This is a genomic window from Nitratireductor sp. B36, from assembly GCF_020833685.1.
Taxonomy (GTDB): Bacteria; Pseudomonadota; Alphaproteobacteria; order Rhizobiales; family Rhizobiaceae; genus Nitratireductor.
Map to the genome: position 1 here is coordinate 651742 of NZ_JACKZY010000001.1, position 15686 is coordinate 667427.

The 15686-nt window shown below is 59.5% G+C and carries 15 protein-coding genes; 4 read left to right on the top strand and 11 right to left on the bottom strand.

The window, feature by feature from the left end; translation table 11 throughout:
* The first annotated feature begins 87 nt into the window (after positions 1 to 87).
* Positions 88 to 753 carry a 1-acyl-sn-glycerol-3-phosphate acyltransferase gene (locus H7H48_RS03305; RefSeq protein WP_229447369.1) on the top strand — a complete coding sequence of 222 codons (666 nt, stop codon included), beginning with the start codon at positions 88 to 90 and terminating at the stop codon, positions 751 to 753.
* Positions 754 to 763: 10 nt separating this feature from the next.
* Here the strand turns inward: H7H48_RS03305 and pssA are convergent, their stop codons facing one another.
* The 5 genes from pssA to H7H48_RS03330 all read right to left on the bottom strand — a co-directional run bounded on the left by pssA (position 764) and on the right by H7H48_RS03330 (position 6221).
* The gene (gene pssA, locus H7H48_RS03310) at positions 764 to 1588 is read right to left on the bottom strand and encodes a CDP-diacylglycerol--serine O-phosphatidyltransferase (RefSeq protein WP_229447370.1); all 825 of its coding nucleotides are present in this window, start codon (positions 1586 to 1588) and stop codon (positions 764 to 766) included.
* Positions 1588 to 2286 (bottom strand): phosphatidylserine decarboxylase, encoded by a 699-nt coding sequence (locus H7H48_RS03315; RefSeq protein WP_229447371.1) that lies wholly within the window; start codon positions 2284 to 2286, stop codon positions 1588 to 1590. Before H7H48_RS03315 ends, pssA begins: the two co-directional genes overlap by 1 nt.
* Before the next feature lie 142 nt (positions 2287 to 2428).
* Entirely contained in the window at positions 2429 to 4306 is a 1878-nt protein-coding gene (locus H7H48_RS03320) for an ABC transporter ATP-binding protein/permease (RefSeq protein ID WP_229447372.1), read from the bottom strand.
* Positions 4296 to 4613, bottom strand: a complete 318-nt coding sequence (locus H7H48_RS03325; protein ID WP_229447373.1) for a helix-turn-helix transcriptional regulator — start codon at positions 4611 to 4613, stop codon at positions 4296 to 4298. The genes H7H48_RS03320 and H7H48_RS03325 overlap by 11 nt, the downstream gene beginning before the upstream one ends.
* Before the next feature lie 123 nt (positions 4614 to 4736).
* A complete protein-coding gene (locus H7H48_RS03330; protein ID WP_229447374.1) occupies positions 4737 to 6221 on the bottom strand; it encodes a LysM peptidoglycan-binding domain-containing protein in 1485 nt (494 codons plus the stop codon).
* Positions 6222 to 6316: 95 nt separating this feature from the next.
* Between H7H48_RS03330 and H7H48_RS03335 the strand changes: the two genes are divergently transcribed.
* Positions 6317 to 6943: a TIGR00730 family Rossman fold protein gene (locus tag H7H48_RS03335; protein ID WP_370633301.1), complete on the top strand. Its 627-nt coding sequence runs from the start codon at positions 6317 to 6319 to the stop codon at positions 6941 to 6943.
* Between the two features lie 261 nt (positions 6944 to 7204).
* Here H7H48_RS03335 and rarD read toward each other — a convergent pair whose 3' ends face one another.
* The 5 genes from rarD to cysS form a co-directional block, all read right to left on the bottom strand.
* Complete coding sequence (rarD, locus tag H7H48_RS03340; protein ID WP_229447376.1) at positions 7205 to 8125, bottom strand: EamA family transporter RarD; 921 nt, start codon at positions 8123 to 8125, stop codon at positions 7205 to 7207.
* A gap of 110 nt (positions 8126 to 8235) precedes the next feature.
* The gene (cimA, locus tag H7H48_RS03345) at positions 8236 to 9867 is read right to left on the bottom strand and encodes a citramalate synthase (protein ID WP_229447377.1); all 1632 of its coding nucleotides are present in this window, start codon (positions 9865 to 9867) and stop codon (positions 8236 to 8238) included.
* The gene (gene pip, locus H7H48_RS03350) at positions 9864 to 10817 is read right to left on the bottom strand and encodes a prolyl aminopeptidase (protein WP_229447378.1); all 954 of its coding nucleotides are present in this window, start codon (positions 10815 to 10817) and stop codon (positions 9864 to 9866) included. Before pip ends, cimA begins: the two co-directional genes overlap by 4 nt.
* Entirely contained in the window at positions 10810 to 11322 is a 513-nt protein-coding gene (locus H7H48_RS03355) for a GFA family protein (protein ID WP_229447379.1), read from the bottom strand. Before H7H48_RS03355 ends, pip begins: the two co-directional genes overlap by 8 nt.
* A gap of 35 nt (positions 11323 to 11357) precedes the next feature.
* Positions 11358 to 12833 carry a cysteine--tRNA ligase gene (cysS, locus tag H7H48_RS03360; protein ID WP_229447380.1) on the bottom strand — a complete coding sequence of 492 codons (1476 nt, stop codon included), beginning with the start codon at positions 12831 to 12833 and terminating at the stop codon, positions 11358 to 11360.
* A gap of 436 nt (positions 12834 to 13269) precedes the next feature.
* On the opposite strand from cysS, the gene H7H48_RS03365 reads away from it, so the two are divergent.
* Complete coding sequence (locus tag H7H48_RS03365; protein WP_229447381.1) at positions 13270 to 13440, top strand: transcriptional regulator; 171 nt, start codon at positions 13270 to 13272, stop codon at positions 13438 to 13440.
* Between the two features lie 194 nt (positions 13441 to 13634).
* A complete protein-coding gene (locus tag H7H48_RS03370; RefSeq protein WP_229447382.1) occupies positions 13635 to 14918 on the top strand; it encodes an FAD-binding oxidoreductase in 1284 nt (427 codons plus the stop codon).
* Here the strand turns inward: H7H48_RS03370 and H7H48_RS03375 are convergent.
* A complete protein-coding gene (locus tag H7H48_RS03375; RefSeq protein WP_229447383.1) occupies positions 14915 to 15670 on the bottom strand; it encodes an SOS response-associated peptidase in 756 nt (251 codons plus the stop codon). The two genes, H7H48_RS03370 and H7H48_RS03375, sit on opposite strands and share 4 nt — an antisense overlap.
* Positions 15671 to 15686 lie beyond the last annotated feature (16 nt).

Consider the following 15686-nt stretch of genomic DNA (forward strand, 5'->3'; position numbering starts at 1 on the left):
TGTGCGTCTTGGACGCAACTGTCCGAAGATTGAGAATGATGCCGGGCTGCACCCAAGGGTAGAGGACCGGCGATTGGGAGATGCGGCATGATACTGATCATCGAATTCGTGCTGCTTGTCCTGGCGGTGTGGGCCGTCATGGCAGGCATCGTCCAGTATCGGCGCGGTGTCAGCTTTCATCAGGCGGCCTTGCATGCGCCTTTGAAACTTCTGTTTCGCATAAGCGATCGTGAGATCGATGCGGCGCGAAAGGCCGACACACCGGTCATCTATGCCGTGTGGCATCAGTCCAGCCTCGACCCGGCAACGATGCTTGCGCTGTTGCCGGACGACACACTGCATATTCTGGACGAAGCATCGGCGAAGTCACCCTTCCTCGAACCCTGGCGTGCGCTCGCGCGTACAATCGCCTTCAACGCGCATCATGTCTTTGTCAGCCGCAGGCTCGTACGCCGCCTCAAAGGCAATGGACGGCTTGCCGTCTACATGCCGGACGAGACGGAACCGGACACCAAGGCATTTCGCCTGTTTCGTGCCGTCGCGCGCATTGCGCTCAAGGCAGAGGCACATGTGGTTCCTGTCTATATGGAACGGCGCGGGCTCGTGCCCGCGCGCCACGTGCGCACCCTGCCCCCGATGACAATCGAGGCCCTGATTGCACGCTCCGGCCGGGAAGAAATGCGCGCTTCCGAAGCCCTGTTTGGACGGATGATCGAGGTGCGCGGCGCACCGGCTCCGACGAGCGAGGCCTGATCCTACAGGATTATATCTGCTCTTCGCCGGCTTCTTCTGCCGCCTTTTTGTCTTCCAGTTCCGCGCGGCGGGCATAGGCCCGCATGCTGAAGACAAGGAAGACCAGATAGCCGAGGGCTGAGACTGTAAGCGTCATCCAGGTGAAGCTGGTGAGAAGAAGTACGTAGAGCGCCAATCCCAGAATCAGTGGAAGAACATATTCGCGCGGGACACGGCTCCCGGAGCTCTTTCCCGAATAGACTGGCAAGCGGCTGACCAACAAAAAGCCGATCAGAACAGTATAGGCTGAAGCGGCAAAGGCCATGGTGGTATCCGGCGCAATGCCCAAAAAGCCCAGGTAAACCGGCAGGAGCACAAGCGCTGCCCCGGCTGGAGCGGGAACTCCAACAAAATAATCCGTGTGCCAAGCAGGCCGATCGGGATCCTCAAGCATCACATTGAACCGGGCAAGCCGCAGACAACAGGCAATAGCAAACAGCAGTGCTGCAATCCAGCCGAGTGCGCCAGCCCTGTCCAGAACGTAGGCGTAAAGGACAAGCGCCGGCGCGACGCCGAAATTCACGATATCGGCGAGTGAATCCATTTGCGCGCCAAATTTCGACGAGGCCTTGAGCATGCGCGCCACACGCCCGTCCACCGCGTCCAGAAAAGCCGCGATCAGAACCATGACCACTGCTGTTTCGACGCGGTGCTCAAAGGCCAGTCGTATACCGGAAAGCCCAGCGCAAATTGCCAGAACGGTTATGACGTTCGGCACCAGCATGCGCAACGGAATTTCACTAAGTTTCGGCCCGCCCCCGCCATGCGGCTCGAATGGTGGAAAGGGGCCTGCCATCAGGAAACCCTGACGATGGGCTGTTTCAGATCAGCTCCGAAAGCCGCGATAACGGTCTCTCCTCCCACTGCGGTCTGTCCGACCGCCACACGGGGGACTGCACCGTGTGGCAGGTAAACGTCGACGCGGGATCCGAAACGGATAAGGCCGAAGCGCTCTCCTACAGTGATCTGGCCGGGCGCCTCCGCCCAGCAAACAATACGCCTCGCCACGAGGCCGGCGATCTGCACAACAGGAACCGGGCCGTGCGGGCTTTCGATCACAAGGCCATTGCGTTCGTTCTCGCTGCTCGCCTTGTCGAGTTCGGCGTTGAGAAACCGGCCCGGTCGATGCTCGATCAGAGAAATGCGGCCCCGCACCGGCGCGCGGTTGATGTGGCAAGAGAAGACATTCATGAAAACGGAGATGCGGGTCATCTCCCCCTCGCCCATCCCGAGCTCGGGCGGCGGGACTGCAGGGCCTACGAAGGACACCACCCCATCGGCCGGTGCGATCACCAAATTGTCGTCGACGGGGGTCACCCGCTCAGGATCGCGGTAGAAATAGACGCACCAGGCAGTGAGTATCAGACCGATCCAGAACAACGGTCCCCAGATCAGCCCGAGGACAATGGTTGCGCCGGCGAAAGCCGCAATAAAGGGATACCCTTCGCGGTGGATCGGCACCAGCGTGTTGCGGATCGTGTCAATCAGGCTCATCGGCGGCCACTTTCAAACTGAATGAATGTGCCGCCTTGGTAACGGAATCCGGGTTCTCCCGCAACGCATCAACCGGCCTGACGGCGCGTTTCCAACATCTGTGTGCGTTTGCGCTGCGTTTCAGAATGCAGTGCCGATGTCATCAATATGCCGGTTGCCGGCGAACCACCACGCCCATTTCATCCGTCTCTCGCGCCTTGCGCAAACGCTCCTCGGCTTCGGTGGCTTCACGCTGCCTGTTCCACATTTCGGCATACAGACCGCCTGCCGCGAGAAGGTCGCCATGGCGACCCCGTTCGGCGATTTCTCCGCCTTTCAACACAATGATCTCATCTGCATTGATCACCGTCGAAAGCCGGTGCGCAATCACCAATGTGGTGCGGCCACGGCTGACCGTGTCAAGCGCCGTCTGTATTTCCTGTTCCGTATGCGTATCCAAGGCTGACGTGGCTTCGTCAAGCAAGAGGATGGGCGGTGCCTTGAGGATCGTGCGGGCAATGGCGACACGCTGCTTTTCACCGCCAGAAAGCTTCAGCCCGCGCTCACCGACCATCGTGTCATAACCCTCCGGCAAACTCTCGATGAAGGAACCGATCTGCGCCAACTCGGCTGCCTTGCGCACCTCTTCATCGGTGGCGTCAGGCCTGCCGTAACGAATATTGTAGGCTATGGTGTCGTTGAAGAGCACCGTATCCTGCGGAACCATCCCGATAGCCGCACGCAGGCTCTCTTGCGTCACGTCCTTCACATTCTGTCCATCGATCGTGATCTCGCCGCTCTGGGCATCGTAGAAGCGGAAAAGAAGGCGTGAGATGGTGGATTTCCCAGCCCCCGAAGGGCCAACAACCGCGACAGTCCTCCCGGCCGGGATTTCGAAGCTTATGCCTTTGAGGATGGGCCGTTCAGGATCATAGGAGAAGCGCACATTCGCGAAGCGTACGTCGCCCTTCTCAACCGCAAGCGTCTTTGCATCGGGCTTGTCGGTGACCTCGGCCTGAACATCGAGAAGATCGAACATCTGCTCGATATCGGTCAGACCCTGGCGGATTTCACGGTAGACAAAACCAATGAAATTCAGCGGAATGGAAAGCTGCATCAGCATGGCGTTGATGAAGACGAAATCACCCACCGTCTGCGTGCCGCGCATCACTTCGTAGGCAGACAGTCCCATGGCGGCTGTCATTCCAAGGCCCAGAATGACGCCCTGGCCGAAATTGAGCCAGCCCAGAGATGTCCAGGTGCGGGTGGCTGCGTCCTCGTAGCGCGCCATCGACCGGTCGAAACGCCGGGCTTCCATGGCTTCATTGTTGAAGTACTTCACCGTTTCAAAATTGAGCAGGGAATCGATGGCCTTGGTGTTGGCGTCGGTGTCGGAGTCGTTCATCTGCCGACGAATTCCGATGCGCCAGTCACTCGCCCGGATCGTGAACCAGGTGTAGAGCCAGACCGTAACGGCAATGATCGCAACGTAGACCCAGCCATAGGCGAATGCGAAAATGCCTGCAGCGAGAACGAATTCGAGAACCGTGGGAATCGAGTTCAGAATCGTGAACCGGACGATCGTGTCGATACCCTTGGTGCCGCGCTCGATGATGCGTGACAGCCCGCCTGTGCGTCGCTCGAGATGAAAGCGAAGCGACAACTGATGCATGTGAACGAAGGTGCGGTGAGCAAGCTGGCGTACGGCATGCTGCCCCACACTTGCAAAGAGCGCATCGCGCAATTGGTTGAAACCAAGTTGAACGACACGCACGACATTGTAGGCCACGACCAACATGATGGGTCCGGCCAGCATGGCGGGCAGAAAGCCGGGTGCCTCACCTTCCCCGGAAAGTGCATTTGTGGCCCATTTGTAGAAATAGGGCACAAAAACCAGAATGACCTTGGCAAGCACCAGGAAAAAGGCGGCTATAACGACACGCCGTTTCAAATCCGCCCGATGAGATGGCCACATATAGGGCCAGAGATTGCGCAGGGTCTGGAAGGTCGAGCCCTCAGCGGATACGGTTTTACTGCTCATTCGCTTCGGCCTCGTGGTTTGATTCTCTGCTTTTCTTGGCATCGATACAGGTCTGCGTGAGACGAGCCAGGGATCCGGTCAGGCTCTGGAGAGCTTCTGTATCAACCTCGTAGCGCGAACTCTGGCGCTCTGGACGCACATGCACGAGACCTGCATCCACGAGCACTTTCAGATGCTGGGATACCGTGGATTGGGCCAGATGAAGATGCTTTACCACATCCTTGCAGCAGCACGCGTGATAGCCGGAAAGATGCTTGAGTATCTCTATCCGCGCGGGGTGAGACAACGCATTCAACCCCTTCGTCATGGTGTGATGCGCGCAGCACGTATCCGGCATTGCTCGCCGCATGGCCTGGCCCTTTCATCGTTTATCGGCGATATACGATGAAAGGGCCAGGACTTTCAAGACCTGCGAGAATTTTGTTGCCGGCTAGTTTGAGCTTTCCGGTTTGACCGCCTGATCTTCGATGGCATCCATATCGGCGGCTTCCCCTTCCTCTGTGCTCTCTGGAACGGCGAAAACCTGGCCCGGCCAGATGCGGTCGGGGTCTTCGATCTGATCCTGATTGGCGAGATAGAGCGTGGTGTATCGAATGCCACGACCATAGACCCGCCGGGAAATATGCCAGAGCGTATCGCCGCGCCGGATAATCACGGAACCATCGGCCGGAGCAAGCTTTGGTGCCGTCGTCTCGTCGGGGCCGGAAGCAGCAGCGCCGGGCGCTGCCGTCTGTTCCTCACCGGCCTTGGGTGCCTCGGTCGATGGAGAAGGAGTGTCCTTTTCATCGGAGACATCGTTGCGCACCTGGGAACCGGAATTCGCAGCAGCGACCGCCGCCACCTGCTCACCCTCTGCCCGCGTGAAGGGCACGGCTGCGCGCGCAATGACGGTGCGGCCGTCATCTGACAGCATGTCGGCACGCACGATATAGTCACCTGTCGGGAGTTCACGGGTGGCTTCGATCAGAAAGCGTCCGTTGGGTGTGGTGACCGTTTCTCCCAGAAGAATCTGGTTCACGTAAATACGGATTGTGCTGCCGGGTTGAGCAGCACCGGCAACGAAAACCTGGCGTCCGTCAATCTCGACCGCTTCGATGAAGGGGGTTTGAGGGCTCGCCGCTGGCGGTGATGTTTGTTCTGCTGCCGGCGCAGTCTCTTCCGTCGGCGGGTTCATGGCCTGGACGTTGGCTGGCGCCGGTTCGCCCTGTGGCGTTTCTTCCGGGAGCGCTTTTTCCTGACCTGCTGGTGTGGCTTCGGCCGCCTCTTCCACTTCCAGCTGCGCCCTGCCCTCTTCGGGGGTCTTGGCTTCAGGCACCGTGATCAGGCGGCTCGGCGCACCTGGCTGATCGACAAGGGCAAGCACCTGCCCGGATTCGCTATCGGGCACTGTGACGATTGCTGTTTCGACGGATGTGGCGGCGAGATTTTCAGGTGTCGTCGCCCGCAAAACGATTTGGTAGTCGCCCGGCGAGAGGGGCTCTTCAAGCACAGCTGCGAAATCACCCGAAGGACCGCTTGTCGTGGTTCCGAGAACCGTCGCGCCATTAATGATCTCCACCCGGGCGTTGGGCGCTGCCTTGCCGGCGATAACCATCGATCCGTTCGGTTCGACTCGCACAATGTCGAAGGTTGGCGGTTCAATCTCCTGTGCAGATTTCAGGGTGTCAGACGCCCTGTTTTCCGCCTTGTCATCGTCCGCACTTTCCAGGCGCGCTTCCTTTGTGCCGGCGCCTGTGCCCGCGGCATCCTGCTTGGCGGAGTTCGAAGATGCATCCGGCCCAGGAGACGGCGCCGATGACAAACCTGCCTGTTGCGGCACCTGGGTCTCGAAAGCGCCCATAACATACGCTGCCCCGAGACCCGCCACGACAGCGCCGGAGAGAAAAAGAAGCCCCTTTAAAGGTGTCAAGCCCATAAACCCACGATAGTCCCTTTGTGAAAGGCTGTAACGCTTTTTCGCGTTAGCGACAAGAAAAAGCCATCGCCCTCTTGACCGCGATGGTGGCGCGGATGAGCAATGATTGCATGAGCAAAATTGAGTCGATTTGCGTTTATTGCGGTTCAAGCAATGGGCGCCATGAACGGTATTTTCAGGCGGGGCTTGCGCTGGGACGCGATTTGGCGAAGGCGCGCCTTCGACTTGTCTATGGTGCGGGAACCAAGGGCATCATGGGCGCCGTTGCCCGAGGCACCATGGACGCCGGAGGAAAGGTAACCGGCATTATTCCCAAATTCCTCATCCGCCGTGAAGCCAACGAGGTCGATCTGGCGGAGTTGGATGAACTGATCGTCACCGACGACATGCACCAGCGCAAGCACACCATGTTCGAGCGCTCAGACGCGTTTGTCGCCCTGCCGGGCGGCATCGGGACGTTGGAAGAAATTGTCGAGATCATGACCTGGGCCCAGCTTGCCCGACACGACAAGCCCATGGTCTTTGCCAATATAGGCGGGTTCTGGAATCCCCTCCTGACACTGATCGATCATATGAAACAGGAAGGTTTTGTGCATTCCGACCACCGTGTCCGTCCCATTGTGGTGAATGAGGCTCGGGACATCGTTCCTGCTATTCTCCAAGCAGCTGAACAGCGCGCTTCCACCAATGGTGAGGACCAGGCGGTCATCGACCGGCTTTAATTCTCCACAGCTTTCCTGCAGTTGCGAGGGATTGTCATCGCCCCGTTACGCAAGTGCCGTGTCACTGTAACACTGGGCTGCTTGGCTCTCATGGCGCGGTGTAGGGCTTATGCATCCCAATTCAACTGCCGGGCCAGATTGTTTTTTATGTTCCCGGTTCCGCTTGCTCCGCGCAGCCGTCCCTGACCCGTCGATGTCCGCCGCACCCCTTCCAGACATCACGGGCTTTTCTTGCCGCCCCTCATTCAGCTTTTGGGGCGGCTATTTTTTTGCCCGGCGCGCATCCCGCAGCATCGACCAGCTATAGAGGGCAAGGGCTGCCCAAATGAGAGCGAACGCTACCGCCTTGACGCCTCCGAAAGGCTCCTTAAAGACAAACACCGCGATCAGGAAGATCATGGTCGGCGCGGTGTACTGCATGATGCCGATCGTTGAATAGCGCAGCAATTTGGCACCCATGGCGAACAGGATAAGCGGAATGGCCGTAACCGGACCGCAACCGATCAGCAGCGCGATGTCGCCCGGGTTTGACAGTGTAAAGTGCGCCCCACCCTTTGCACCCAGCCACAAGAGATAACCAAGGGCTGGAAGCGCAAGGATCAAGACTTCAAGAAAAAAACCCTGGCTCGGACCAATCGGCAGGGTTTTGCGCAAAATGCCATACGCGGCAAAGCTGAACGCCAGACTGAGGGACACCCAGGGCAGCCCGCCCGCATCCGTGGTCAGGATCAAAACGGCGAGGCCGGCAAGGCAAACCGCCGCAATCTGGTACCGGTTCAGCCGCTCACCAAGAAAAAGCGCCGCCATGGCGATGCTGACCAGCGGGTTGATGTAATAGCCGAGCGCAGTTTCGACGGCGCGGTCCACGGAAATTGCCCAGACGTAAATACCCCAATTGACGGAGATAATCGCCGCCGTCAGCGCCGCCATCAGCAGTGTGCGTGGTGAGCGAAGCGCCTGACGGATATCGGCCGTGCGTCCCAGAAGATAAAGGATGATGGCCGCCACCGGCAGGGACCAGAGAACGCGGTGAGCCACAACCTCCGTGGCGGGGATATGGGACACGAGTTTCATATAAAGAGGCAGAAAGCCCCACAGCCCATAGGCGGACAGTGCGAAGAAAAATCCGCGCATGGCATCGTTTCGGTCCGCATCAAGCGGCTTCTCTGCAATCTCGGACATGAGCTTTCCACGAGAGCCCGACCGGGGGCGACAGGCATTCTCACATCCTGTCACACCGCTCTGGATCGGCGCCATTTCATTTTATTGGTCCAGCGATCAGCGCACCACAATCAGGCAGCGCTCTCCTCTGCCTTCGCCAAAGTATCGCGGTTTTTCACCAGCTTGTAGACAATGGAATCCATCAATGCCTGGAACGACGCATCAATGATGTTGTCGGAGACACCGACCGTCCACCAGCGTGCGCCCGTGCCGTCGAAAGACTCGATCAGAACGCGGGTAATCGCCTCGGTGCCCCCATTCAAAATGCGCACCTTGTAGTCGGCCAGCGCCAGATCAGAAATTTCAGCCTGATATTTGCCAAGATCCTTGCGTAGAGCGATATCCAATGCGTTGACGGGACCATGGCCTTCAGCCACCGACATCAGCGTCTCACCATCCACCGTCACCCGGACGACGGCCTCCGATACGGTTTTCAGTTCGCCATTGGCATCGAAGCGACGCTCCACCATGCACCGAAAACCGTCAACCTTGAAGAACTCCGGCACGCGGCCGAGGGTTCGGCGCGCCAAGAGCTCAAAGCTCGCATCCGCGCCTTCATAGGCATAGCCTTGAGCCTCACGCTCCTTTACGAGCGCTATGAGCGTATCGAGACGCGGATCGGCCTTGTCTACAGCAATGCCCCGGCGCTTGAGCTCTGCGATGAAATTCGACTTCCCGCCCTGGTCAGAGACCATGACGCGGCGCGTATTGCCCACGCTTTCCGGGGGCACATGTTCATAGGTTTCAGGCTCCTTTAGCACAGCAGAAGCGTGGATGCCGGCCTTGGTGGCGAAGGCCGATGCGCCGACATAGGGCGCCTGCTGCTCCGGCGCGCGGTTCAGAAGCTCATCAAACCCATGAGAAAGGCGCGAAAGATCGGCCAGGTTCTCGTCGGGAATGCCGGTCGTAAAGCGTTCCGCATAGGCCGGCTTGAGCGCCAGTGTGGGCAGGATCGTCACCAGATTGGCGTTGCCACAGCGCTCGCCAATGCCATTGAGCGTGCCCTGTATCTGGCGCACGCCTGCCTCGACGGCGGCAAGCGAATTGGCCACGGCCTGGCCCGTATCGTCATGAGCATGAATGCCCAGATGCGCGCCGGGAATGCCGGCTGCAATCACGGCACTCACGATGTCCCTGATCTCCGCCGGCTGCGTGCCGCCATTGGTGTCGCACAGCACCACCCAGCGGCTGCCTGCGTCATGGGCCGCCTTTGCACAGGCCAGCGCATAGTCCGGATTGGCCTTGTAGCCATCGAAGAAATGCTCACAGTCGACCATCGTCTCCTTGCCGGCGGCAACCGACGCCTCGACCGAGGCGGTAATCGATTCCAGATTTTCCTCATTGGTGCAGCCGAGCGCAACGCGCACATGGTAGTCCCAACTCTTCGCAACAAAGCAGATCGCATCGCTGGCCGAATGAAGCAGGGCCGCGAGACCAGGATCATTGGAGGCCGAGACACCGGCGCGCTTGGTCATGCCGAAGGCGACGAAGGCCGCCTTCTCGGTCCGCTTCTTCGAAAAGAAGGCCGTGTCGGTGGGGTTTGCCCCGGGATACCCGCCTTCAACATAGTCGAAGCCGAAATCATCGAGCAGCTTTGCCACGGCGATCTTGTCCTCGACGGAAAAATCGACGCCCGGTGTCTGCTGACCATCGCGCAGCGTGGTGTCAAACAGGTAGATGCGTTCTTTCTGTGCCATGGTCATACGCCTGCAAACTGGTCTGTTGCCCGGATCAATCGATCAAGAATGCCCGGTTCTGAAAAGGCGTGCCCTGCCCCCTCGATCAAGTGGAATTCGGCATCCGGCCACGCCTTGTGCAATTGCCAGGCGTAGTGCACCGGGCACGGCATGTCGTAGCGGCCATGAACGATGACGCCGGGAATACCAGCAAGCTTGTGGGCGTCGCGCAGAAGCTGCCCTTCCTCGAACCAGCCGCCATGGACGAAGAAATGATTTTCGATGCGCGCGAAGGCAATGGCGAAATCCTCTTCACCAAAATCCTCTGTGAGGCCCGGATCCGGCAAAAGCGTGATGGTCTCGCCCTCCCACAGGCTCCATGCCTTTGCCGCCTCGAGCTGAACCGTCCGGTCATCCGAGGTGAGGCGCTTGCGGTAAGCCGACATCATGTCACCGCGCTCCTCCTCCGGGATCGGGGCAACGAACCGCTCCCACTTGTCCGGGAACATCTGCGAGACACCGAACTGGTAATACCAATCGAGTTCGGCACGGGTGAGCGTATAGATGCCGCGCAGGATCAGTTCACTGACGTGCCCTGAGTGCGTCTCAGCATAGGCGAGCGCCAGTGTGGAGCCCCAGGAGCCGCCGAAGACCAACCACTTTTCAACACCCATCAGGGTACGCAACCGTTCGATATCGGCCACCAGATGCCAAGTGGTGTTTGCCTCCAGCTCCGCATGGGGTTTCGAGCGCCCGCAGCCGCGCTGATCGAAGAGCATCACGTCGTATTTTTCCGGATCAAAAACGCGGCGATGCGTTGGGGAACATCCACCGCCCGGACCGCCATGAAGGAAGACGGCCGGTTTTGCGCCACGGGTGCCCACGCGCTCCCAATAGACCGCATGGCCATCGCCCACATCCAGCATACCGCTGGCGAAGGGCTCGATTTCAGGATAAAGCGTGCGCAATTCAGTCATTCTCAGTGTCTTTCCGTGCGTTTTCAGGCAGCGGCCAGTCGTCCGTGTCGTGATCAGGGTGCTGGTAGGAGACCAGGTCGCGCAGAAACTCCACCGCGTCCGCATCTTCCTCGGAGGTGTAACCTGGGAGGGCCGCGATGCCGTCAGTATAGGGGAGCTTCCCCTCCAAGCCCCACTGCACCACCGGCGCGATTTCCTCCGGGTGGTCGAAGGCGGCGATGGTTATCGCCTGCCCGTCGGGCGCTTCATAGGTAAGGGGCGTGCCGCATTCGGGGCAAAAACCCCGCAGCACATGGCTGGATGACTGGAAGCGCTTGGGTTCAGCGCGTGTCCAGGTGAGTTTCGCGCCACGCACCGAGACCAACGGAAGCATGATGTTGCCGCTCGCCTTCTGACACATGCGGCAATGGCAGACCGACGCCTCGCCAAGCGCGCCCTCAATGCGGAACCGAACCGCACCGCATTGGCAGCCGCCGGAATAGACAGGTTTGTTGTCGAGGCTCATTAGATGCCCCTCCTAGCGAATGTAAATCCTGTCTTTCACCGTTTCACCTCCCACCTGGTGCGACGTTCACTGGTTTCGGGGTCCTTATAGTCCATAAGCTGGATGCCCTGCGCGGCGAGCTCATCGCGGATGCGATCGGCTTCGGCGAAGTTTTTGTTGCGCAACTGCGTGAGCCTCTTCTCCACCGCTGTTTCGACGAGCCCGGCATCGATGGCGGCTTCGGACACCTTGAGGGCGGACCAGTTGCTTTCCGTGCCGGCGAGCAGCCCGAGAAGACCTGCGCTCGTTTTGAGGGCCTTTTTCGCCGCGCTGCTGCCCTTTGTCGCCTCGCTGCGCAATTCATGAAGACTGGCAATGGCAGCGGTCGTTCCCAGATCGTCGCTGAGCGCGGCTATGGTGTCGGCGCATCCGATATCTCCGGCTTCGACATCGCCGACAGCCCGATACCACCCGTCGAGCACCGCCTCCGCCTCTTCGAGCTTGCGCACCGAAAAGTCGATGGGCTCGCGGTAATGCGTCATCAGCATTGCAAGACGCAAAACCTCGCCCGGCCATTTACGCCCGCCGAATTTTTCCGTTTCGAGCAATTCATGGATGGTGACGAAATTGCCCTCGGATTTGGACATTTTGCGCCCCTCCACCTGGAGGAAGCCATTGTGCATCCAGTAATGCGCCATGACATCGCGGCCATGGGCGCAGCAGGATTGCGCGATCTCGTTTTCGTGGTGCGGGAAGATCAGGTCGAGGCCACCGCCGTGAATGTCGAACTCCTCGCCAAGATAGGCCGCGGACATGGCCGAGCACTCGATGTGCCAGCCGGGGCGGCCGCGAATGGTCATTGCAGCGCCACGAATGGTGAAACGCGCATCCCACCCCGGCTCATCTGCCGAGGACTGCTTCCAGAGAACGAAATCGGCCGGGTTCTTCTTGTGCGCTTCCACCGCCACACGGGCACCTGCCTGCTGGTCTTCCAACCTGCGTTTGGAAAGCCCGCCATAGGCCGGCATGGAGGCGGTGTCGAAAAGGATTTCTCCTTTCGCTTCATAGGCATGGCCGCGATCGATGAGAGATTGAATCAGGCTGGCCATATCCGTCAGCCCGTCCGCGCGCGGGAGCACGAAATCGGTGGCACGCGGCTCGATGGTCGGCTTCAGGCAACCGAGGGCGGCAACGTCGGCATGATACTGATCGGCGGTCTTCTGCGTGACTTCGCGGATCGCCTCATTGAGCGGCAGGTCGGGATAGTCGCGGCGGGCGCGGGCATTGATCTTGTCGTCGACGTCGGTGATGTTGCGCACATAGGTGACGTGGTCCTCGCCATAGAGATGGCGCAGGAGACGGTAGAGAACGTCGAAAACGATGGCCGGACGCGCATTGCCGATATGCGCATAATCGTAGACCGTCGGACCGCACACATACATGCGAATGTTCTTCTCATCGATGGGGACGAAGTCCTCTTTGGCCCGCGTCAGCGTGTTGTAGACCCTGAGGCCCCTGAAACCGTTCGTCATCCTCGCCTTCCGTTTTCAACCCCACAGCCGTGCTCAAGCGTCACGCATATTGCGGGCACGGTTTACGCCGGCCTCTGGCCTGGGCGTTTTTCTCATCGGGAAAGAAGGGCGAAAACGTCCGGACCAGCGGTGAGGCGCTAGCCGATAATGCAAATGCCAATAATGGTGCACAGCGTTTTCATGGGCTTTCTTATCGCCGCAGGCGGCAAATGCGTCAAGACTAAAAGCTGAAAGCCAAAAGGCTGGGGATCATGCCGAAACCCGGCTTCGCGCCCCGAAAGAGGTATTGCATGCAAAATGGCAATGTGAAGGAAATGTTAAGGCTGATGCGGCAATTTTAAGAATGCGTCTTCCGACGGGGCAGTCTGTCAAGATTTTGTCGGATTTGGTCCCCATCTGCGCGGAAGGGACGACAACGCGGAACCAAGGATTAGTTATGCCCCGCGACATGAACAAGCCAGCAGAGTATACCGCCGAACAGGAAAAGCTCCTGCTTAGCCAGTATCACGCGGTTGGACCCGCAGCGATCAATGCCGCTCTGCAGTGCAAGACCGAGAAGCCGGCACCGGCACCCAAGCAATCCCCTTACGACACGCAGACCGACTGAGGTTTTGCTCCGGCCTGACCGGAGCGGGTGACTAGGGGCAGCACAGTTTCCGGACATTGCGACAGCGATGGCGGGATGATGTGCAATGCTTTCAATGCCATCCCTGCATGACATCATGCGGATTTTTCGCTTGGTTCAGCAGCGACGGGCGTGTGATCTGTCGGTGCTATCTCGGTTTTCAGTGAGTCCGCCAGATGAGGAACGACCCGCTTTCCCACGGCCTGTGGGAGAAGACAGCCCCCGCAGCGCCGCAGACAACGGCCCTGACAGGCGATGTGAAGACTGACATCGCCATCGTCGGAGGGGGCTATACCGGCCTTTCCGCAGCGCTGCATCTGGCCGAGGCCGGAGCCGACGTCGCTTTGCTCGAAGCCGACGAGATCGGCTTTGGCGGCTCCGGACGCAATGTGGGCCTCGTGAATGCAGGCATGTGGGTCATGCCCGACGACCTTCCTGGCATTCTCGGCGAAACTTATGGCGAGCGGCTGCTCCGCGTTCTTGGCAATGCGCCCAGCGTTGTGTTCGAACTGGCGACACGACACGGAATGGAGTGCGAGGCTATGCCTGTGGGGACGCTCCACTGTGCGGTTGGAGAAAGCGGCCTCAGACAGCTTGACGCGCGTGCAAGACAATGGAAGGCGCGGGGCGCACCGGTTCGGCTTCTTGAACGTGAGGAAGCGCGAAAGAAGATCGGGAGCGATGCGTTCTCCGGCGCGTTGCTGGACGAGCGGGCCGGCACGATCCAGCCGTTGGCATATGCAAGAGGACTTGCCCGTGCCGCCCAAAAGGCTGGCGCGAGGCTTCACACCGGTTCCCGGGTGACGAAAGCGGAGCAATGCAGCGGCAGCTGGCGGCTTGAAACGCCCAGGGGCACGCTGACGGCACGGAAAGTGATTGTGGCAACCAACGCCTACACAACCACGCCCTGGCCGCAGATCCGTGAAGAAATTGTCCACCTGCCCTATTTCAATTTCGCCACGCCCGCCCTGCCACAAACCGTGCGCGACCACATTCTGCCGGAGCGGCAAGGTGCGTGGGACACGAAACAGATTCTGACCTCATTCCGGTGGGATCAGGAGGGGCGCCTTGTTTTCGGCAGCGTGGGAGCCCTGAAGGGCACCGGCCAAGCGGTGCACCGTGCGTGGGCTGAGCGTGCGATTGCCCGGCTGTTTCCGGAGCTGAAAGGCATCCGGTTTGAACATTGCTGGTATGGTCACATCGGCATGACCGCAGATCACCTGCCGAAGTTTCATCGCCTCGGTGACAATGTGGTCGGCTTTTCCGGATACAATGGCCGCGGCATCGGACCGGGCACCGTGTTCGGTAAAGCTTTGGCAGAGCTAATGTTGGGCCGCATTTCGGAGGAAGAGCTCCCCCTGCCCGTCAGCGACGTGTCGCGTCAATCATTCCAGACCTTGCGGGAAGGCGTGTACCGTTTTGGTGCCGAGGCAGTCCATCTCTTGCGGACCATCGCTTAAAACAGGTCGAGCTGGTCGCTGTCTTTCACGGCTTTCGCGCCGGAAACTTTTTCCTCGTGGCGTTCCACGCGCTCCTGAAGGTCCGGGCCGGCATTTGCCACCTTGTTAACCCGATCCGAGACGGGCACCGCCTCGAAAAAACCGGGCTCGGCCGGTGTGAGAAGATCAGCCACGTGACGCGGTTCCTGGTTGAGGCAGTCCAGCCAGCGGTCGAAATCCTCCGGCCTGATAACCACAGGCATGCGATGGTGAATACCACGCAAATCCTCATTCGCTTCCGTCGTCAGGATCGCGCCAGTATCGATTTCGGTTCCCCCGGGGTCGGACCAACTTTCCATCAATCCGGCGAAGGCAATCAGCCCGCCATCGCGTGGCCGGATCCAATACGGTTCCCCACGTTTCGAGCCGACACGGCGCCATTCATAGAAGCCATTGGCCGGAACCAATGTGCGGCGATGGCGCATAGCGGTGCGGAAGGACGCTTTTTCCGCTGCCGTTTCAGAGCGGGCGTTAAACAACAGTGAGAAATCGTCGGGATTTTTCGTCCAGGAGGGAATAAGCCCCCAGCGTACAAGCACGCTTTGCCGTGAAGGCAGGTTGGAACCTGCTGCCCTTGGCTGTCCCGCCAGAGCCATCAGAACTGGCTGCGTTGGCGCGATGTTGTAGCGCGGGGGAAACGGTTCAAAATCTGTCACCGCGAGCAGCGATTTCACCGCATCGGGCGTATCAGTAAGTGCGAAACGACCACACATGAAAGAGGGCTCCCTC

What these genes read in the sequence shown, in the direction of transcription:
- H7H48_RS03305 (WP_229447369.1), top strand. Translation starts at nt 88, where the DNA reads ATGATACTGATCATCGAATTCGTGCTGCTTGTCCTGGCGGTGTGGGCC.
- pssA (WP_229447370.1), bottom strand. Translation starts at nt 1,588, where the DNA reads ATGGCAGGCCCCTTTCCACCATTCGAGCCGCATGGCGGGGGCGGGCCG.
- H7H48_RS03315 (WP_229447371.1), bottom strand. Translation starts at nt 2,286, where the DNA reads ATGAGCCTGATTGACACGATCCGCAACACGCTGGTGCCGATCCACCGC.
- H7H48_RS03320 (WP_229447372.1), bottom strand. Translation starts at nt 4,306, where the DNA reads ATGAGCAGTAAAACCGTATCCGCTGAGGGCTCGACCTTCCAGACCCTG.
- H7H48_RS03325 (WP_229447373.1), bottom strand. Translation starts at nt 4,613, where the DNA reads ATGACGAAGGGGTTGAATGCGTTGTCTCACCCCGCGCGGATAGAGATA.
- H7H48_RS03330 (WP_229447374.1), bottom strand. Translation starts at nt 6,221, where the DNA reads ATGGGCTTGACACCTTTAAAGGGGCTTCTTTTTCTCTCCGGCGCTGTC.
- H7H48_RS03335 (WP_370633301.1), top strand. Translation starts at nt 6,317, where the DNA reads ATGAGCAATGATTGCATGAGCAAAATTGAGTCGATTTGCGTTTATTGC.
- rarD (WP_229447376.1), bottom strand. Translation starts at nt 8,125, where the DNA reads ATGTCCGAGATTGCAGAGAAGCCGCTTGATGCGGACCGAAACGATGCC.
- cimA (WP_229447377.1), bottom strand. Translation starts at nt 9,867, where the DNA reads ATGACCATGGCACAGAAAGAACGCATCTACCTGTTTGACACCACGCTG.
- pip (WP_229447378.1), bottom strand. Translation starts at nt 10,817, where the DNA reads ATGACTGAATTGCGCACGCTTTATCCTGAAATCGAGCCCTTCGCCAGC.
- H7H48_RS03355 (WP_229447379.1), bottom strand. Translation starts at nt 11,322, where the DNA reads ATGAGCCTCGACAACAAACCTGTCTATTCCGGCGGCTGCCAATGCGGT.
- cysS (WP_229447380.1), bottom strand. Translation starts at nt 12,833, where the DNA reads ATGACGAACGGTTTCAGGGGCCTCAGGGTCTACAACACGCTGACGCGG.
- H7H48_RS03365 (WP_229447381.1), top strand. Translation starts at nt 13,270, where the DNA reads ATGCCCCGCGACATGAACAAGCCAGCAGAGTATACCGCCGAACAGGAA.
- H7H48_RS03370 (WP_229447382.1), top strand. Translation starts at nt 13,635, where the DNA reads ATGAGGAACGACCCGCTTTCCCACGGCCTGTGGGAGAAGACAGCCCCC.
- H7H48_RS03375 (WP_229447383.1), bottom strand. Translation starts at nt 15,670, where the DNA reads ATGTGTGGTCGTTTCGCACTTACTGATACGCCCGATGCGGTGAAATCG.